The sequence below is a fragment of the Acetobacter sp. P1H12_c genome (assembly GCF_018811975.1).
GTDB classification, from domain to species: Bacteria; Pseudomonadota; Alphaproteobacteria; order Acetobacterales; family Acetobacteraceae; genus Acetobacter; species Acetobacter persici.
This window is the reverse complement of sequence record NZ_JACRVR010000031.1, coordinates 18,902-36,585: the sequence shown is the minus strand read 5'-3', so window position 1 is coordinate 36,585 and position 17,684 is coordinate 18,902. Positions and strand designations below refer to the sequence as shown.

19 protein-coding genes are annotated in these 17,684 nt (G+C 61.8%); 11 read left to right on the top strand and 8 right to left on the bottom strand.

The window, feature by feature from the left end:
• Both KP699_RS13065 and KP699_RS13060 read left to right on the top strand, forming a co-directional pair.
• A partial coding sequence (locus KP699_RS13065) for a transposase (RefSeq protein ID WP_215762927.1) occupies positions 1 to 234 on the top strand: 234 nt, incomplete at its 5' end.
• A 156-nt stretch (positions 235 to 390) separates the two neighbouring features.
• Entirely contained in the window at positions 391 to 1,245 is an 855-nt protein-coding gene (locus KP699_RS13060; protein WP_215762926.1) for an aldo/keto reductase, read from the top strand.
• A 108-nt stretch (positions 1,246 to 1,353) separates the two neighbouring features.
• Here the strand turns inward: KP699_RS13060 and KP699_RS13055 are convergent, their stop codons facing one another.
• The 3 genes from KP699_RS13055 to hrpB form a co-directional block, all read right to left on the bottom strand.
• Entirely contained in the window at positions 1,354 to 1,587 is a 234-nt protein-coding gene (locus tag KP699_RS13055) for a hypothetical protein (protein ID WP_215762925.1), read from the bottom strand.
• Positions 1,588 to 1,750: 163 nt separating this feature from the next.
• A complete protein-coding gene (locus KP699_RS13050; RefSeq protein WP_212359798.1) occupies positions 1,751 to 2,842 on the bottom strand; it encodes a S1C family serine protease in 1,092 nt (363 codons plus the stop codon).
• A 131-nt stretch (positions 2,843 to 2,973) separates the two neighbouring features.
• Positions 2,974 to 5,538: an ATP-dependent helicase HrpB gene (gene hrpB, locus KP699_RS13045; protein WP_215762924.1), complete on the bottom strand. Its 2,565-nt coding sequence runs from the start codon at positions 5,536 to 5,538 to the stop codon at positions 2,974 to 2,976.
• Between the two features lie 150 nt (positions 5,539 to 5,688).
• On the opposite strand from hrpB, the gene KP699_RS13040 reads away from it, so the two are divergent.
• Together KP699_RS13040 and KP699_RS13035 are read left to right on the top strand one after the other, a co-directional pair.
• A complete protein-coding gene (locus tag KP699_RS13040; protein WP_215762923.1) occupies positions 5,689 to 7,218 on the top strand; it encodes a TonB-dependent siderophore receptor in 1,530 nt (509 codons plus the stop codon).
• A 3-nt stretch (positions 7,219 to 7,221) separates the two neighbouring features.
• Positions 7,222 to 8,145 carry a TonB-dependent siderophore receptor gene (locus KP699_RS13035; protein ID WP_374196943.1) on the top strand — a complete coding sequence of 308 codons (924 nt, stop codon included), beginning with the start codon at positions 7,222 to 7,224 and terminating at the stop codon, positions 8,143 to 8,145.
• Here KP699_RS13035 and KP699_RS13030 read toward each other — a convergent pair.
• The 5 genes from KP699_RS13030 to KP699_RS13010 form a co-directional block, all read right to left on the bottom strand.
• On the bottom strand, positions 8,135 to 9,127 hold the full coding sequence (locus tag KP699_RS13030; protein ID WP_215762921.1) for a hypothetical protein: 993 nt from the start codon (positions 9,125 to 9,127) through the stop codon (positions 8,135 to 8,137). The two genes, KP699_RS13035 and KP699_RS13030, sit on opposite strands and share 11 nt — an antisense overlap.
• Positions 9,128 to 9,239: 112 nt before the next feature.
• Positions 9,240 to 10,190 carry an Hsp33 family molecular chaperone HslO gene (locus tag KP699_RS13025; protein WP_086655474.1) on the bottom strand — a complete coding sequence of 317 codons (951 nt, stop codon included), beginning with the start codon at positions 10,188 to 10,190 and terminating at the stop codon, positions 9,240 to 9,242.
• A gap of 137 nt (positions 10,191 to 10,327) precedes the next feature.
• The gene (locus KP699_RS13020; RefSeq protein WP_215762920.1) at positions 10,328 to 10,645 is read right to left on the bottom strand and encodes a hypothetical protein; all 318 of its coding nucleotides are present in this window, start codon (positions 10,643 to 10,645) and stop codon (positions 10,328 to 10,330) included.
• Between the two features lie 4 nt (positions 10,646 to 10,649).
• Complete coding sequence (gene argF, locus KP699_RS13015) at positions 10,650 to 11,648, bottom strand: ornithine carbamoyltransferase (RefSeq protein ID WP_212356283.1); 999 nt, start codon at positions 11,646 to 11,648, stop codon at positions 10,650 to 10,652.
• The gene (locus KP699_RS13010; protein WP_212359813.1) at positions 11,645 to 12,850 is read right to left on the bottom strand and encodes an aspartate aminotransferase family protein; all 1,206 of its coding nucleotides are present in this window, start codon (positions 12,848 to 12,850) and stop codon (positions 11,645 to 11,647) included. Before KP699_RS13010 ends, argF begins: the two co-directional genes overlap by 4 nt.
• 245 nt (positions 12,851 to 13,095) lie before the next feature.
• On the opposite strand from KP699_RS13010, the gene KP699_RS13005 reads away from it, so the two are divergent.
• From KP699_RS13005 to KP699_RS12975, 7 genes are all read left to right on the top strand, one after another.
• A complete protein-coding gene (locus tag KP699_RS13005) occupies positions 13,096 to 13,767 on the top strand; it encodes a RecX family transcriptional regulator (protein WP_215762919.1) in 672 nt (223 codons plus the stop codon).
• On the top strand, positions 13,764 to 14,222 hold the full coding sequence (locus tag KP699_RS13000) for a CHAP domain-containing protein (protein ID WP_077930232.1): 459 nt from the start codon (positions 13,764 to 13,766) through the stop codon (positions 14,220 to 14,222). Before KP699_RS13005 ends, KP699_RS13000 begins: the two co-directional genes overlap by 4 nt.
• A gap of 180 nt (positions 14,223 to 14,402) precedes the next feature.
• Complete coding sequence (locus KP699_RS12995; RefSeq protein WP_077930231.1) at positions 14,403 to 14,654, top strand: twin-arginine translocase TatA/TatE family subunit; 252 nt, start codon at positions 14,403 to 14,405, stop codon at positions 14,652 to 14,654.
• Between the two features lie 103 nt (positions 14,655 to 14,757).
• Positions 14,758 to 15,378 carry a methylthioribulose 1-phosphate dehydratase gene (locus KP699_RS12990; RefSeq protein WP_215762918.1) on the top strand — a complete coding sequence of 207 codons (621 nt, stop codon included), beginning with the start codon at positions 14,758 to 14,760 and terminating at the stop codon, positions 15,376 to 15,378.
• Positions 15,375 to 15,920 carry an acireductone dioxygenase gene (locus KP699_RS12985; RefSeq protein WP_077930229.1) on the top strand — a complete coding sequence of 182 codons (546 nt, stop codon included), beginning with the start codon at positions 15,375 to 15,377 and terminating at the stop codon, positions 15,918 to 15,920. The genes KP699_RS12990 and KP699_RS12985 overlap by 4 nt, the downstream gene beginning before the upstream one ends.
• Positions 15,917 to 16,633 (top strand): acireductone synthase, encoded by a 717-nt coding sequence (mtnC, locus tag KP699_RS12980; RefSeq protein ID WP_215762917.1) that lies wholly within the window; start codon positions 15,917 to 15,919, stop codon positions 16,631 to 16,633. Before KP699_RS12985 ends, mtnC begins: the two co-directional genes overlap by 4 nt.
• Positions 16,630 to 17,577, top strand: coding sequence for a bifunctional riboflavin kinase/FAD synthetase (locus tag KP699_RS12975; protein WP_215762916.1), 948 nt, complete (start codon positions 16,630 to 16,632; stop codon positions 17,575 to 17,577). Before mtnC ends, KP699_RS12975 begins: the two co-directional genes overlap by 4 nt.
• Positions 17,578 to 17,684: the final 107 nt, after the last annotated feature.

The following is a 17,684-nucleotide window of genomic DNA, read 5'->3' as shown; positions in this document are numbered from 1 at the left end:
GACAGGTTGATCGATCGGCTGATACAACGCGGGATTACCCCGGTCATCCCGCCAAAACGCAACAGAACGACACGACGGAAAACCGATTTTTCTCTCTACCGCGAACGGAACCTGATTGAGAGGTTCTTCAATAAACTAAAGCAGTTTCGCGCTATCGCAACCCGATACGATAAACTGAAATCGACCTTCCTCGCAGCCGTGCAGTTCGCCTCAATCATCATCCTGCTTAACTGACGACACGCCGTAGTCTCTGGCCCGGACGGCTGTCCGGCTCGTTGATTCGGCCTGTTGCAACGCCGGCAGAGGCTGTAGGGCTTGCCTGATGTCTGGGCGTGCGAGCGCCGTGTGGAGCAGCGCAGCCGCTGTTTGAGGAAGAAGGACGCAAGCGATATGGCGAAAACAGTCACTCTGCCGGATGGTACAAAACTGCCCGCGCTGGGGATGGGGACCTGGAACATGGGGGAGTCTTCCGCCACATGGAAAGAGGAAGTTGCATCCCTGCGTCATGGTGTGGAAGCCGGACTGAAGGTGGTGGATACCGCGGAGATGTACGGGCAGGGCCGCTCGGAAAGTCTGGTGGGAGAAGCCCTGCGGGACGTGCGGGATGACGTCTTTCTGGTGACGAAGGTTTTGCCCAGCAACGCCTCGGCAGAGGGGGTGGCCAAAGCGTGCCGGTCCTCCCTGCGGCGGCTGGGGACGGACCGGATTGACCTGTATCTGCTCCACTGGCGTGGCAGCGTGCCGCTGGCGGAAACGATTGACGCCTTCCGCAAGCTGAAAGAGGAAGGACTGATCCGCTACTGGGGTGTGTCTAACTTTGATGTGGAGGACATGCTGGAACTGGAACGCTACAGCCGCTCCTGTGAATGTGCGGCTAACCAGATTCTGTATAGTCTTGAGCACCGGGGTGTTGAGTATGACCTGCTGGATACCAACCGCTTCCGGCATGTCATGACAATGGCCTATTCACCCATCGGGCAGGGTGGAGCGTTGCTCCGGAATGCGGCGCTGCGCACTGTGGCCGCGCGGCATACCACCGCGCATGGCCCGGCAAGCCCGGCGCAGATTGCTCTGGCGTGGGTGCTGCGGATGGACAATGTCATGCCCATCCCCAAGGCGGGCTCTCTGGCGCATCTGAAGGATAATATTGCCGCGCAGGACATTATGCTCACGGAGCAGGATCTGGCGGATCTGGATGCAGCCTTCCCGCCGCCTGCCAGCAAGACGCCGCTTGAGATGATCTGACGGGCGGTGGCTGGTCTTTCAGAGAGACGCAGGCACAAAAAAGCCGCCGGGCAGAAGGCTCGGCGGCATTTTTTTGCGGATTTTTTCAGAAAAACCGGACCTGAAAACTCAGGCGCCTTCTTTCTGCATGTTGTCCAGCACATAGCCTGCCATCAGCACAACCGGCAGACCGAAGGCAATGCAGAAAGACACGAAGGTCATGTCGTTCAGCTTGAGGCCGGTATACAGCATGTCCAGACCCAGCAGTGTCAGAAAACCGTACATTTGCATGGTGAAGCCCTTTCGGTGGCGCACAACATCAGAAAAAATGGCCAGCGCCCGGAAACCCGGGTGCGGCGTCATGAAGAAACACACTCACCAGAACAACTATTCTGAAAACGTATCCCTTTTCCCGCGCATTTTACGCTGAAGGCGGGTGGGGTCAATCTTTATTTGGGTTGCGTAAGTAATGGACCAATCTGGTCTTGTTTCATGGAACTGTAATTTTTAAAGACGCCTCGCGCCCTCAGTCTTCAGAAAGCGGACGATGGCCGATATGAATGGTCAGCGTCATAGGCTGGCTTTGCCGCTGTACGCTGATCTGCACCGCGCTGTTTGGGTGGGCGGCGGCTACGGCGCGGATCATGGTGCGGGCGGTGTCCATATGCTCTCCGCCCATGGCAGTAATAATGTCACCGCGCTTCAGGCCGCCCTGAGCGGCCGGGCTGTTGCGGTCCACTTCCGCCACGCGGGTGCCGTTATGGGTGGTAATATCTTCCAGCGTGGCGCCCAGCCAGCCCCGGTCAATGCGCCCGTCACGTTGCAGAGCGTTGACGACGGGAATGACAATTTCCGAGGGGATGGAAAACCCCAGCCCCACGGACCCGCCCGTTGGCGAGACAATGGCGGTATTCAGCGCAATGACCTGCCCGGCCAGATTAAAGGTCGGGCCGCCGGAATTACCGGGGTTGATGGGGGCATCCAGTTGCAGGAAATCATCAAACGGCCCGGTGCCGATATCCCGCCCACGTGCGGAAACAATGCCCGCAGTCACGGAGGAGCCAAGACCAAACGGGTTGCCCGCAGCCATAATCCAGTCCCCCACCTGCACAAGGCGGCTGTCCCCCCATTCCACAAAAGGCAGAGGGGTGGGGCTGTCAATTTTAATGACGGCAATATCCGTCAGATCATCAATACCAATCAGCCGGGCGGAAAATTCCTTACCGCTGACAAGGGCGACGGTAATTTTATCCGCGTCTTCCACCACATGACCGTTGGTGACAATCACGCCGGAGGGGTCAAGAATAAAGCCTGAGCCTGCCCCCAGAACTTCATCCCCATGCTTGCGCATCCGCTCCCTGAAGCGGCGCTCCAGCGGGGTGCCTTTTACGGCGGAGGGGAGTTTTTTCCGGGTGCCGGAATCGGAATCCCGCGTGACGGCAATATTGACCACCGCAGGCACAACCTTGCGCACCAGCGGCGCAAAGCTGGTCGGGCCGGGGGCGGCCACCAGCGGAACAGGGGGAATCGGGTCAGCATGGGCAACACTCAGCCCGGCGGAAAGACCGGGCAGACAGAGTGCGGCCATAACCGGCAGGCCCCGCCTGAAGCGCTTCATGAGTGTGTGGTCTGCTTTCCGTTCATAAGGACTTTTGGCCCGGTTTACCGTTTCCGCGCAATGGCTGTGTGCTCTGGCGCCACGCTATGCTGCTGTTTTGCAACGGAGAGTGGTACTGAAGTGACAAAACCTTAACGTGCTGGCCGCCGGGGGGTGGCGGGGCTGAGAGCCGGGTTTTCCGGCCATTCATGCCGGGGGTAACGGCCCCGCATGTCCCTGCGCATATCGGCCCAGCCGCCTTTCCAGAATCCGGCCAGATCCGCCGTAATGGCCTGCGGGCGTCCGGCGGGGGAGAGCAGGGCCAGGCGCAGCGGCACGCGCCCGCCTGCCAGTTTGGGTGTCTCGTCCGTGCCGTAGAAGACCTGCGCGCGGGCCGAGGCCACGGGCACAGGCTGCGTATAGTCCACATTTGCCTTGCCGCCGGGGAAGGGGAGAGTGGTGGGCAGTTCCTTATCCAGCCAGGCATTGAGCGTGTAGCCCAGATGGTTTTTCAGCAGCGTTGTCAGGTCCAGCCCGCGCAGGTCGGCCAGTGAGGTTACGCCTTCAAGATAAGGAGCCAGCCATTCCTCCATCCGCGCGGCCAGAGCGTGTGTGGTAAAATCCGGCCACTCCTCGCCCGGTCCTGCGCCACCGGGCAGGGCGCGGGCCAGTTCCACCCGCGCCTGCAACTGGCGCGCGGCGTCCGGCCAGTCCAGCGTCGTGTCTGGCGTGGCTTTGGCCTGCGCGAGCAGGAGAGAGGCCGCATTTCCGGCCTGCACTTTTTCCGTCAGGTCCCGCAGCACAAGGCAGCCGATCCGGGTGCGGCGGCGGGCGAGAATATTGCCAGAAACCGGGTCCAGCGAGGTTTCCACCTGCTCCTTTGTGCGGTCCAGCAAGGCAGGCGGCAGGGCGTTGAGGTCCAGCGGGGCGGCAAGCCGGATTTCGGCGGAGGTGCGCAAATGCAACCCAGCCACGGCCAGCAGCTTTTTTTCGGCCAGCCCGTCATCCCGGCGCAGGCGGGCATTGCTGCCATTGGAGAGACGGAAGGTTCCTGCTTCCCCGCGTGAGAGAGCAATCCGGTCGGGAAAGCCTGCGGCAATCAGCGCCGCAGGGTTTCCCCCCGCCTGCTGGCGTGCCCGCAGACCGAGCCGCAGACGGAAGCGCGAGGCCGCCTGACGGATGCGGGCCAGTGCGCCCCGGTCTGCCTGCGGGTGGTCTCCCCCGGCAATCAGGTCAAGCCGCAGAGAAATATCTGAGGGTGGAACGGGCGGTGGGCCTGCGCGTCCTGCCGCGCGGGGGCGCAGAGGGTCCCGTTCTTCCAGCAGGGCTGCGAGGTCTGCCGCCAGAGCGGCTTCCTCCGCCGTGCGGGCAGCCAGCATCATCGCGGCAAGGCGCGGATGGGTGCCAAGGGCGGCCATGTCACGCCCGTGCTGGGTTATCTGCCCGTCTTCCTCCAGAGCGCCGAGCATAATCAGCAACTCCCGGGCGGCGGCTACCGCGCTGCCGGAGGGCTGGTCAGGCAGGGGCAGAGGGGTGTCAGACTGGCCGACCGTATCGGCCCATAACGCTGTGGCCAGAACAAAGTCAGACAGGTCCGCTTCCAGAATTTCCGGGCGGTCATGCTGGGGCAGGCCGCGTTCCGTGGCGGTTGTCCACAGACAGAAGGCCGTGCCGGGGGCTTCTCGCCCTGCGCGACCTGCGCGCTGGCGGGCGGCGGCGCGTGAGATGCGCAGCGTGTCCAGCCGGGAAAGGCCCGCGCCAGCGTCAAAGCGCGGTGCGCGACGAAAACCGCAATCCACCACAACGCGCACACCGGGCACGGTAAGCGATGTTTCCGCAATGGACGTCGAGAGGATAACGCGCCGTTGCCCGGCGGGACCGGGGCGCAGCACCAGAGCCTGTTCTGCCGGGGGCAGTTCCCCATGCAGGGGCAGCACGATGGCGGAGCAGTCTTCAAGCAACTGGGCGGTGCGGCGGATTTCCCCGGTGCCGGGCAGGAAGACCAGAATATCGCCTTCTGTTTCCGCCAGCGCCTGCCGCACGCCTGCGGCTGTTACGGCGGGCAGATCCCGCAGATGCGGGATATCGCGTTTGGCGTGCTGCACCGTGAGCGGATACATCCGGCCCTCGCTGGTCAGCACCGGGGCGTTCATGAGCGCGGCAAGGCGTTCGGTCTCGGCTGTGGCGGACATAGCGACCAGCCGCAGGTCCGGCCGCAGGGTGCGTTGCAGGTCCAGACAAAAAGCCAGTGCGAGGTCCGCATCCAGAGAGCGTTCATGCACTTCATCAATAATCACGCAGGCGACGTTTTCCAGCATCGGGTCACCCAGCAGGCGGCGCAGAAACAGGCCCTCCGTCAGCACCTCAATGCGCGTGCGGTCGGACACCACGGACTCCAGCCGGGTGCGAAAGCCGACAAACCCGCCTGCCTCTTCCCCCATCAGGGACGCAATGCGTGTTGCGGCGGCGCGGGCCGCCAGACGGCGCGGCTCCAGCATGATGATGCGGTCTGCCTCCCCGCGCCAGGGGGCCGCTGCCAGAACAGGCGGAACTGTTGTGGTTTTTCCCGCCCCCGGTGGTGCGACCAGAATGGCGGAAGCGGGCTGTTCTGCGGTGGGGGTACGGGCAAGGGCGGCGCACAGGTCGGGCAGCACATCCTGCACGGGCAGGCCATCGGCAATGGCAAAAGGGGAGGCGGAAAGCGGCTGGTTCGGCATCAGGCTGTTATGGCGATGGCGTGGGCTGCCTGCAATTTGAAAATGGGGAATGGAAAGGCGGCTTGGTCCGAAGCTGGTTTTTAAGGGTTCATAAAAAAAATTTACAAATTGGGTGTCGTCTCTCTTGCGGCGCTTCATAGAGAAGTAATAATGCGACTAATTCTTAATAACGAAATCGGCGGGATGCGCCATGCTGAGGCACAGGGCCCGCGCAGAGCATGGCAGGCAGCGACGACAGACCATGCCGGAGACAGAGCAGGAATGATGATGATGCGTTTTAAGGCAGGGCTGCTCTCCTGCTCAGGGCTGATGCTCTGCGGGGCCGGGCTTGGCATGAGTGGCGCACCGGCTTTTGCCGCCACGGCATCCGGTGCGGTGGAGGATGCTACAAAAAAAGCGAGCTATTCCGCAAAAAGCACGCAGAAGTCAGAAAAAGCTCTTTCTGTATCTGATGAGAATGAAATGCCGGGCAGCGTTGAAAAACTTCTGGTGCAGGGGCAGCGGCACAGGAACGCCACCACAGATGGCACGGGCAGCTATGTGGTGAAGGCGGTCTCCTTGACAAAAATGCTGTTGCGGCTGGATGAAATTCCGCAATCGGTTTCCGTTGTCAGCCGCCAGCAGATGCATGACCAGAACCTGACAACGGTGGATCAGGCGCTCAAACAGGTGCCGGGGCTGAATGTCAATCTGTATGGAGATGGCACGGCAGGATTTACGTCACGGGGCTACTCCGTGCAGCCGCAATATGATGGCGTGCCGTCCAGTGGCGGTATGTCCTTCAGCCAGCAGTTTGATCTGGCGATTTATGATCGTCTTGAAGTTTGGCGTGGCCCGGACCGGATGTTTCAGGGGTCCGCTCCGCCGGGCGGCAGTGTGAACTTTGTGCGCAAGCATGCGCTGGATACCTACCGGGCGCAGGGGGATTTCAGCGGTGGGTCATGGGATACATTCCATGCGGATGCCGATGTGACCGGACCGCTGACGGGCAATAAAAAGGTGACGGGCCGGTTTGTGCTGGCAGGGGGAGACCGCAACTATTTTTATAAAAACGCGCACGATACCCGCTGGACAGCCTACGCCGATATTGATGTGCATCTTACAGACAACACCACGCTCTCTGTTTCCGCAACCGGCCAGAAAAATGACACCACACGCTTTATGGGCCTGCCCATGGTAGCCTCCGGTGCGGACCTGCATCTGGCACGGAACAGTTTTGTAGGGGCAAACTGGGGCCAGACCAGCAGCCCGATGTATGAGTTTGATGGAGAACTGGAGCATGAGTTTGGCGGCGGCTGGCGCACAAAGCTGACGGGCCGCCACCGTGAAACGGACAGTTCCATGCACTACACCTATCTGAACAGTGCCGTTACAGCGCAAAAGACCGGCAATTTTGTTGTGGCACGGTATGACGGCTGGGAAATTTATGATGGGGCGGACCTGTATTTTACCGGACCCGTCCATCTGCTGAACCGGAAACATGATCTGCTGATCGGCGCAAATTATGATTCCGATCTGCTGTATGATGGTGGGTCGTCCGCCTCAAGGCGCACCACGCCGGGCCTGAGTAATCTGGATCTTTTCACCCCCGCAATTTCTGACACCATCGGCCCGGCCATTACCACCCGCTACCGCGAACCTACGCAACAGGTGGGGGTGTATGGCTCCGCACGGGTGTAGCTTCTGCCTTCTCTTGATCTGATGCTTGGTGGAAGACTGAGTTTTTATCAGTATAAATACAAAAAACTGTCTAAAAACACGCCTTATGTTGTCAGCCAGAAAAACGGTGCGGTGCCGACACCCTATTTAGGGCTGGTCTGGCATATCGTGCCGCAGGTTGCCGCCTATGTCAGCTTTACGGATACGTTCCAGCCACAGTCAGCCTACAGCCATACCGGGCGGCTGAAGCCGGTACTGGGGCAGCAGATTGAAGGAGGCTTTAAAGGCTCCTTTTTCCATCGCAATCTGAGTGTGACACTCGCAGGTTTCCATATTCTGGAACGCAATAAGGCTATGGAAGATCAGGACGGCACGACCACCTGCGGCCTGTCCGGCACAAGCACCTGCTACCATGCCGCAGGCAAGGTGCGCAGTCAGGGCTTTGAGTTTGAAACACTGGGGCGGCTGTTGGATGGCTGGGACATCAGCCTTGGCTACACCTTTAATGATAACAAGATCCTGAAGGATGATTCCGGTCTGGCCGGGTTGCCTTACACGCCTAATTCCCCACGGCATCTTTTCAAACTCTGGTCACATTATCCCTTTGCCGCCCCGGAGGTGACACGCAATGTCTGGAGTATCGGGGCCGAGGTGGATGCGCAGAGCAGTACGTTTGGTACAACCCGCACCGTGCGGCAGGGTGCCTATGTGGTGGCCAGTGCGCAGGTAGGCTACCAGTGGCGGCCGGAACTGAACATGACGTTTACCGTCAACAACCTTTCCAACACACGCTATTATCAGCGTCTGGGGAATGTTTATTACTACAATTATTATGGAGAGCCACGGAGCTTTATGGCGTCCGTGCAAAGCAATTTCGGAAAATGGCTCGCCGTGTGCCCTGCCGGAAAGAGGGCAGGGCACACGGTGTTATGTCGGCTTATTTTTTAGGCAGCTTCAGAACGCCCGGCTCGGGGGAGCGCACCTTTGGCGTGGAAGCACTGGTGCTGGAACTGGCGCTGTCATCATCTTCGCCCGCCGGAAAAACCGGGTCGGGTTCAGAGGTTTTGGTGGAAGACGTGCTGGTTTTCTTTGTGCTGCCTGATGCCGTATCAGTGCTGGGGACATTTTCCGGCACGGTGGCGGACGGCGTTGCATCCGGTACGGACACATCCGGTGTGGTGATAGCCGGGACCGTGACGGCCGGGGTCGTGATGGCGGGTGTGGCCACCTCCGGCGTTGTGACGGCTGGTGTTACCAGCGCAGGCGCCGTTGCGGCTGCGGCTGACGCAGCTTTTGCGGCGGTGCTGCTTTTTGCGCCCGGTGCATCAAGGGACTGGCTCTGAATGGCGGAGCCAACGGGTGTGCCGCCTGCATCCACCATCCAGTCTTTCATGGTGTTGCGCACCTGATATTCAAACTCCACGTTCATGCGCTGCATCATGTCTGAGGTGAGTTCGTACAGGTTGGCCGGGCTGTCCGCATCTCCTTTGGACAGGTCGGGCCGCATGGTCTGGGAGACATGGGCTTCCGCCCGTGCCGCCTGCGTGCCGCCGCTGTTGAGCAGCACCAGATGCACAGCCATCTGCCCCACAAGCACGCCCCCGGCATTGTGCAGGATGGAGGCCTGATCAATCACAAATTTTGCCGTGCCAGATGCGCCTGCGGCCACCAGACGGTCCTGCGCCATCTGGCGGAGGGCCTGCGCGGGTGGGGTGGGGGCGTTGGCGCTGATATCCCCGGCAACCGGGTTCTGCTGGGTTGCGTCTTCAATCTCCAGCGTGCCTGCGTTCAGGTGCATCACGCTCAGATAATCATAACGCAGGGGGGCAAAGTGTGTCGGCTGCTTATCGCCCGCGCAGCCTGCCAGAAAGGCGGGGAGGAGCAGAGCGACAGAGCATGTTGCGCGAAGCGGGCGAGAAAACAGCGACATGGAAACACGGTCCTTCAACAAAGGCGCAGAGTCCGGATGAGGGGTCCGGATAAGGCAGCCGAAATCCTGCCTCCGGTGATAAAGGTGGTCAACGGTTCTGTGTCGCGCGCCCTTACAGGGTGCGGGGCGTAATTTCCGTGCGCGGGAAGCGGAAGTCGTGATTGCAGAATTCACACGTCATCACAATCTGCCCGTCATCCTGGCACATATGGTCCAGATCATCCGTGTCGAACCCTTCCAGCACGCTGGCCAGACGGGCGCGGGAGCACCGGCAGCCATAGGCAAGCGCACGAGGCTGGCTGACCTGAAGATCTTCCTGATGGAACAGGCGGTGCAGCAGCGTGGCAGATGGCAGACTGTCGTCCAGTACTTCCTTGGTGGAGAGGGTCGAGGCCAGAATGGTGGCGGTCTCCCAGCTTGCATCGGCGTTTTCATCGCCCACAACATGGGTGCCACCCTCACCGGCAATGCGTTCCAGCACAAGGCCGCCCGCGCGCCAGCCTGCATCCGTCATGGTGCAGCACAGATAGATCCAGCAGGCATGCTGCTCACTGGTTTTGAAGTAATGGGTCGCCATGGCGGCGAGGTCATCGCCCGCAAGGTCCACAATCCCCTGATGCCGCTCCATGTCCGGCCCCTGATCCACCGTCAGGGCCATATAGCCATTGCCCAGCAGTTCCCGGTCGGTCGGGTTCGGAGTGTCCTGAAGCAGGGTGTTGAGCGCATCCTCATCCGTGCGGGCGTAAAAGCGCAGCGCACCGGTATCCGTGCAGTCAGCCACCAGCATGGTGACGGGGCCATCCCCTTTGATCTGGAGGGAAAACGCTCCCTGAAACTTCAGCGCGGAGGCCAGACCGGCCACCAGCGCCAGCGCCTTGCCTGCCAGACGATTCACCACGCCGGGGTGGTCATGGCGCGTCAGCAGCACATCGGTCAGCACGCCAAGGCGCACCAGTCGCCCGCGCACGGGGCGGCCTTGCAGATAAAAAGGTGTCACACCACCGGGCACGACCAGATCCGGCACATCCGGGCGGTCACGGTCAAGAAAAGCAGGAGTTTCCATAAAAAACCTTAAGAACGATCAGTGCTGAGGATATGGGGAGGCATCCCCCGCAATAACAGGGGGGTGTCCCGGCCAGATGGAGACAGGCTACGGAAAGGCCCGGACGGCAGACGCCGGAACGTCAGGCCCCGGCGGGTTCAGATCTCTGAGGAAATGGACAGTTCGAGCTGTTCAAGCTGCTGTTCCAGTGTGCGGAGCGTGCTGGCATCCAGTTCCAGCCCATCCTGCACGGCGCGCAGAAAGCCCTGACGGCAGGCGTCATGCGCGCGGTCCAGATCCGCGGTGCGGCCGCAGCCTGCCAGACAGTCCAGATAGGAGGCGCGGAAGGACGCGAGCTTATCCGCTGCAACGGGCAGGCTGGCCAGAATACGGTCCAGACTGTCTTCCACCCAGCCCGGTGTGGCAGGTGTGTCTTCCGTGCCGGTGGGGTATGCCGGTGTGCCTGCGTCCTTCATATGCTCATTCCTTCCCGAAAGAGAGCCAGTTCTCTCCGCCCATGGTCCAGGCCAGCAGGCCCTTCTGGGCATGGAGACGGTTTTCGGCTTCATCAAACACTACGGATTGCGGGCCTTCAAACACGTCTTCCGTCACTTCCTCCCCAATATGGGCGGGCAGGCAGTGCATGAACAGGGCATCTGGCGCGGCCAGAGCCATCAGGGCAGCGTCGACCCGGTAGGGAGAAAGTTTGGCGAGGCGCATCGCGGCTTCTTCTTCCGAGTCCGACATGCTGAGCCATGTATCCGTCACCACACAGTCAGCGCCGTCCACGGCGGCGCGCGGGTCCGTGGTCAGCACCACATCGCCGCCTTCCTGTCTGGCCCAGTCCAGCACGGCCTGCGGCGGGGCCATATCTGCCGGGGTGGCAGCCCGGAGTTTGAAGCCAAAGCGCACGGCCCCTTCAATCAGGGAGACCAGCACGTTGTTGCCGTCCCCCGTCCAGGCAAAGGTGCGGCCTTTGACCGGGCCGCGATGCTCTTCATAAGTCAGGATATCCGCCAGAATCTGCACGGGGTGCGAGGAAGGCGTCAGACCGTTGATAACCGGCACGCTGGCGGCCCGCGCCAGTTCATGCAGGTTTTCCGTGCGGCCCGTGCGCAGCACCAGCGCATCCACAAAGCGGGAGAGAACGCGGGCGGTGTCCGTAATGGTCTCGCCGCGACCAATCTGCATGTCGGACGGGGAGAGGATGACGGCATCCCCCCCAAGCTGACGAATCCCGACTTCAAAAGAAACGCGGGTGCGGGTTGAGGGCTTGGAGAGAATAATGCCAAGCGCCCGGCCTGCCAGCGGCACGCGCGGATGCAGCGGGAAGCGGCGGCCCTTCTGCATCTGCTTCATGCCCGCAGCAACATCGAGAATCTGGCGGAGCGTTGTGGCGTCCAGATCTTTCAGGTCAAGAAAGTGGCGCGGCCCGGACTGCGTCGTGGTGGAGGACAGAGAGGAAAGGGCAGCACTCACAGGCTTGGCTCCAGTGTTTTTGTGTTCTGGGTGTCAGTCAAAATCTGCACCGCTTTTTTCAGGCGGGCGGCGGCCTCACGGCACTCATCTTCAGAAATGGTAAGGGGCGGGACCAGACGCAGCACGTTCTCACCCGCGGTGACGCACAGCAGATCGGCCTCCTGCGCTGCAGCCTGCACCGTGCCGACAGGCGGCACGCAGCGCAGGCCGATCAGCAGGCCAAGGCCGCGCCGTTCCGCAAAAACGGCAGGGGCGTTCTGCACCAGATCATCCAGCAGGCTGTCCAGCAGCGCGGCGCGGGCCTGAACCTGCTCCAGAAAGCCGGGGGCCAGCAGAACGTCCAGCACGGCATTGGCCGCCGTGCAGGCCAGCGGGTTGCCGCCAAATGTGGTGCCGTGGGTGCCCGCCGTCATGTTTTTCGCGACGGCTTCCGTCGCCAGAACCGCGCCGATGGGAAAGCCCCCGCCCAGACCTTTGGCGGCGGACATAACATCCGGCGTAATACCGGCCCATTCATGCGCAAACAGTTTGCCTGTTCGGCCCACGCCGCACTGCACTTCATCCAGTGCGAGCAGCACCCCGGTTTCATCACACAGAGCGCGAACTGCTTTGAGATACTCCGGGCTTGCAACCTTGATACCGCTTTCCCCCTGAATGGGTTCCAGCATGATGGCGGCGGTCTGCGGGGTGATGGCGGCTTTCAGGGCCGCAATGTCATTAAACGGGACATGCACAAAGCCCGGAACCGGGGTGCCGAAGCCTTCCAGATATTTCGGGTTGCCGGTGGCGGAGAGCATAGCCAGCGTCCGGCCATGAAATGCACCATCCATACAGATAATGTCCGTCCGCTCCGGGTGGCCGGACAGGGCCTGCGCCCGGCGCGCGAACTTCACCATGCCTTCATTGGCTTCAGCGCCGGAATTGCAGAAGAACACGCTGTCCGCAAAGCTGTTGGCCACCAGCCGTTCCGCCAGCCGGATGGCCTGCGGAATCTGGAACAGGTTGGAGACATGCATCACCCGCCCGATCTGGCCGGTGAGTTCACTGACCATATGCGGGTGTGCGTGCCCGATGGAGCAGGTGGCAATGCCCGCGGCAAAGTCCAGGAATCGTCGCCCGTCCGTCGTGTACAGCCAGGCGCCTTCGCCACGCTCAAAAGCGAGGGAGGCACGGTTGTAGGTCGGTGTCAGGGCTGGAATCATGGAACAGTTCTTTGTGTTGCGTTGAGGTGATCAGCAAAAAAGGAAAAGGATGCAAAACAGAAAACGCCCGCTGCCTGTCTGGAGCGGGCGACCCGTTTGCATCCGGCATGATGCGGCTGTCCTGCGCGCAGAGTCAAACGCCTAAAACGAAAATCTCGCATGAAACTGTCACATTTCTTGCGCGCGGAGGGGGTTTGCGGGTCATGAATGGTCTTTTGACCGCAAAATAGGGCATAAGGGCGGGTATGGGATCCGAGACTGACTCCGCCGCTGTGCCCCCGCCCGACCGCAAGGTGCTGCGGGAGGCTGCTCTTGCGCATCTGGCACGTTTTTCCACCACGCGGCAGGGGCTGGAGCAGGTTCTGCTGCGCCGTATTGCCCGATGGGAGCGGAGTGCTTTGAAAGCCGGAGCCGAGCAGGAGGATGTGCGCGCCGCCGCCGCTGCCCTGCGCCCGGTGGTAGAGGCTGTGGCGGAAGAGATGATCAGGCTGGGGGCAGTGGATGACGCCGCTTTTGCGCAGGCCCGCGCCCGCAGGCTGGTGCGGTCTGGCCGCTCCGGTCGGGCGGTGCAGGCGCATCTGGCAGCGCGCGGGGTTGAGGCGGATGTGCGGGACGCCGCCTTGCAGGAGGTGGTGGAAGGGTTTTCTCCTGCCGAGGTGGAGCTATCCTCCGCTCTTGTGCTGGCGCGTAAGCGCAGGCTGGGGCCGTTTGCCGGGGGGCCGTCCCTCAGGCCTCCGCGTGTTGCGCCACAGGAGGAAGAGGGCGGATATGGCCTGAGCCCGGAAGCGGCGGAAGAGCGTCGGGCTATGGGTATTCTGGCCCGCGCCGGGTTTGGGCGGGATGTGGCGCAGCGGGTTCTGGAAATGGACCCGGCGGAGGCGCAGGAGTGGATGGAGCGTTTGAGGGCCGAGTCGTGAAGCGTTGGAGTGTTCTTTTTCTGCCCCTGTTGCTGGCGGCCTGTGCAGGCCACGGCGGATGGGGTGGGTCCGTGCAGTGTGCCCCGTATGCGCGGGAGCATTCCGGGGTGCAGTTGCGCGGGGCCGCGGCAAGCTGGTGGCGGCAGGCCGGAGGGCGATATACCCGCACCTCCACGCCGGAGCCGGGGGAGGTGCTTGTGTTCCGCTCCACCCGGCGGCTGCCATCCGGGCATGTCTCTGTGGTGCGGGCCGTGAAAAATTCGCGCCTTGTGCTGGTGGACCATGCCAACTGGGAGCCGGGGCGGGTGACGCGCCGTGCGCCGGTGGAGGATGTCTCACCGGGGAATAACTGGACGCAGGTGCGGGTCTGGTGGACGCCTATTCACGGCATGGGGAAAACCGTCTACCCTGCGTATGGATTTATAGAACCTGTGCTGGAGGGTGGCAGCTCATAGGCTGGTATCCGCCGGGGGACTGGTCCGCAGGGTGATTTGAGGGTGGTTTGCCCCGTTTTTCAGGCCCGGCCGAGAGATCGGGCTTGCATGATGGGGGAAGCACCGCCATGTGGTTCAGAACAGAAACAGGGAATTTGGGCCGTTCGCAGTGCGCCGGCCTGTTAAACAGAGGGCTGTTGAATGGGTAGCTTAAGCATCTGGCACTGGCTGATTGTGCTTGCGGTTGTGCTGGTGGTTTTTGGCGGTGGCGGCAAGATCAGCTCCATGATGGGTGATTTCGCGAAGGGGATTAAATCCTTCAAGAAGCACATGGCGGATGATGAACCGATGGACGAACCGGCTCCGCGCGCCGGAGGCCATATTTCCCCGCCGCCTGCGGCAAACCCGGCAGACCCCGCCGCTGTGCAGCCTGAAAAAACGCGCCAGCCCTGAGCCCGGCCATACGGCGGGCCAGAGGCGGGCCGCCTGCGTGCGGTCTGCTGGCTGAGGTCAGGTGGCGTAAGATCAGGGCCGCGAACAGGGTCGGAATAAAATAATGAGCGAGAGCATGACGGATTTTGCACGCGCCACGCAGGATATTCTGGCGGCTGGGCAGCGGATGGATGTACGTGGCTGGGTGCCAGCGACTGCGGGTAATATCAGCCGCCGCCTGCCAGATGGGCGCATCGCCATTACCCGCTCCGGGTGCCATAAAGGCTTCCTGAAGGCGGAGGATGTGATCACGGTTGATGAGGCCGGGCAGCCGCATCGCAGCGGGGATAAGCCAAGTGCAGAAACCCTGCTGCACTGCCAGATCTACCAGCAGGACCCGAGTGCCGGTGCCGTGCTGCATGGACATTCCGTGGCCTCCACCGTGCTCTCGATGATTGAAAAAGGCCCGGCTCTGCACCTTACGGATTATGAAGTGCAGAAGGTGTTTGCCGGCCAGACCACGCATGAGGCTTCCGTGCCGGTGCCACTGTTTGCAAATGATCAGGATATCGCCCGTCTGGCACAGGTCGTCGCACCCTTTTTCGGTGGGATGCCTGCCGGATATATTATCCGTGGCCACGGTGTGTATGTGTGGGGCAAGGATATGCCCACCGCACTTGCCCGGCTGGAAGGGCTGGAATTCCTGCTGGCCTGCCTGCTGGAAAGAAGGAAGCTGGGGCTGTGAGCGCACTGACCATTTATCAGGATACCGTGCCGGAAACGCCCGTTCTGCACACGCAGGACCCGGTGGAAATGGCCAATCTGCTGCGCCCGCTGGGCGTGCGGTTTGAGCGGTGGCAGGGGCCGGAAATCCCGCCACGCTCTGCCGATGCGGAGACGGTTCTGGCCACCTATCGCCCGTTTCTGGATAAGCTGATGGGGGAGACCGGGGCTGGCTCCGCCGATGTCATGCGCGTAGGGCCGGATACGCCAAACGGTGCAGCACTCCGCGCAAAATTTCTGTCCGAACATACGCATAGTGAAGATGAAGTGCGCTTTTTTGTGCACGGCTCAGGTCACTTCATCCTGCATCTGGCCGACAAGATTTATGACGTGGAATGCACCCAGACAGACCTGATCTCCGTGCCGGAAGGCACAAAGCACTGGTTTGATGCCGGGCCGGAGCCGGATGTGGTGGCCCTGCGGATTTTTACGCACAAGGAAGGCTGGGTAGCGGATTACACCGGCACAGACCTTGCAAACCGTTTTATGGCGTATGATCAATGAGTGCAGTCTCTCACACCCCGCGCGTCGCTCTGCTGGATATTGAGGGCACAACGGCCCCGGTCTCCTTCGTGCATCAGGTGCTGTTCCCGTATGCCCGCAAACATCTGCCCGCTCTGGTGGCCGAGCAGGCGCATGACCCGGCGGTGCATGCAGAACTGGAAGAAATTGCCCGTCTCGCCCCCGGCGTGCCGCCTATGGAGCAACTGACGTGCTGGATGGATGCGGATGCCAAGGTTGGCCCGCTCAAGGCCTTGCAGGGGATTGTCTGGGCGCAGGGCTATCAACGGGGGGAACTGATTGCGAGCCTCTACCCGGATGTGGTGCCCACGCTGGAAACATGGGCAAAAGCCGGACTGACACTGGCAGTCTATTCTTCCGGCTCCCAGCCTGCGCAGAAGCTGATTTTTGGCCACACGCAGCAGGGCGACGTGACGCCGCTGTTCAGCAAGTTTTTTGATCTGCGGGTTGGCGGAAAAAAAGAAGCGGAAAGCTATCGCAACATCCTGCGGGAAACCGGCTGGCAGGCGCAGGACGTGCTGTTCCTGTCTGACGTGACGGCGGAACTGGATGCCGCGGCGGAAGCCGGAGTGCAGGTCTGCCAGATTGTGCGCCCGGAAGACGGGACCGTGGCAGGGAAGCATCACCCCGTTGCGGCCACCCTGCCGGAAGCCGCCCGCCTGTTCGGTCTGCCGGGTGCGGAGCCGCGGGCGTGATCACGGCGCGGCTGCATGAGGACTGGACGGCAATCCCCGATGAGGCCCGTGGCTGCGCTGCTGCTCTGGGGAATTTTGATGGGGTGCATCTTGGGCATGCTCATCTGGTGCATACCCTCCACTCCGCGCGGCCAGACCTTCCTCTGGCTGTGGTGACGTTTGACCCGCATCCGCGTGAACTGTTCCGCCCGCAGGACCCGCCGTTCCGCCTGACATTATCAGCGGAAAAGCGCGCGGCCCTTGAGGCGCTGGGCGTGCGGCATGTGTTCCAGATCCGGTTTGATGAAGCATTCTCCCAGATGTCCGCCGAGCGGTTTGTGGAAGATGTGCTGTGCAACGGGCTGGGGCTGAAGCACGTCGCCTGTGGGCCGGATTTTGCTTTTGGCCACCGGCGCGGGGGCGATGTGAGCTTCCTGTCCGAACGCTCTGCTGAACTCGGGATGGGCTTTACGCCCGTGCAGGCGCTCTCCGATGCTGCCGGGCCGTATTCGTCCTCGCGCATCCGGCGGCTGTTGCAGGATGGCTACCCGGAACGCGCGGCGGAAGAGCTGGGCCGCCCGTGGTTTATCCGGGGCGAGGTGCAGCACGGGGATAAACGTGGCCGCCTGCTGGGCTTCCCCACCGCCAATATTCCGCTGGGGCGGCATCTGGAGCCTGCGCGGGGTGTCTATGCCGTCACGGTGCGTCTGCCGGGTGGGCAGACCCGGCCGGGCGTTGCCAATATCGGCCGCCGCCCAACGATTGATGACGGGCAGGAGAGCCGGCTGGAAGTCAATCTGTTTGATTTTGAGGGCGACCTGTATGGCCAGACGCTCTCCGTAGCGCTGCACCGTATGTTGCGGGCGGAAAAACGCTTTGCCGGGCTGGACGCGCTGAAAGAGCAGATTGCGCAAGATGCCTCACAGGCCCGCGCTGTTCTGGACGAAGAGCTGCTTGGCCATTAAACCCTGAACTGTTCCTTGCTGCTTGACCCTGCGGGCTTGCGCTTGGATAACGGATACCCCTGCGGGTCTGCCAGTCTGGCGGGCCTGTTCTTGTGCTGAACCCGAAC

Coding starts and splice junctions, on each gene's coding strand:
- mtnC (WP_215762917.1), top strand. CDS start 15,917: ATGAGTGCAGTCTCTCACACCCCGCGCGTCGCTCTGCTGGATATTGAG.
- KP699_RS13055 (WP_215762925.1), bottom strand. CDS start 1,587: ATGACGCCGCACCCGGGTTTCCGGGCGCTGGCCATTTTTTCTGATGTT.
- KP699_RS13030 (WP_215762921.1), bottom strand. CDS start 9,127: ATGTCGCTGTTTTCTCGCCCGCTTCGCGCAACATGCTCTGTCGCTCTG.
- KP699_RS13050 (WP_212359798.1), bottom strand. CDS start 2,842: ATGAAGCGCTTCAGGCGGGGCCTGCCGGTTATGGCCGCACTCTGTCTG.
- KP699_RS12995 (WP_077930231.1), top strand. CDS start 14,403: ATGGGTAGCTTAAGCATCTGGCACTGGCTGATTGTGCTTGCGGTTGTG.
- KP699_RS12990 (WP_215762918.1), top strand. CDS start 14,758: ATGAGCGAGAGCATGACGGATTTTGCACGCGCCACGCAGGATATTCTG.
- KP699_RS13060 (WP_215762926.1), top strand. CDS start 391: ATGGCGAAAACAGTCACTCTGCCGGATGGTACAAAACTGCCCGCGCTG.
- KP699_RS13020 (WP_215762920.1), bottom strand. CDS start 10,645: ATGAAGGACGCAGGCACACCGGCATACCCCACCGGCACGGAAGACACA.
- hrpB (WP_215762924.1), bottom strand. CDS start 5,538: ATGCCGAACCAGCCGCTTTCCGCCTCCCCTTTTGCCATTGCCGATGGC.
- KP699_RS13010 (WP_212359813.1), bottom strand. CDS start 12,850: ATGATTCCAGCCCTGACACCGACCTACAACCGTGCCTCCCTCGCTTTT.
- KP699_RS13025 (WP_086655474.1), bottom strand. CDS start 10,190: ATGGAAACTCCTGCTTTTCTTGACCGTGACCGCCCGGATGTGCCGGAT.
- KP699_RS13005 (WP_215762919.1), top strand. CDS start 13,096: ATGGGATCCGAGACTGACTCCGCCGCTGTGCCCCCGCCCGACCGCAAG.
- KP699_RS13040 (WP_215762923.1), top strand. CDS start 5,689: ATGCGACTAATTCTTAATAACGAAATCGGCGGGATGCGCCATGCTGAG.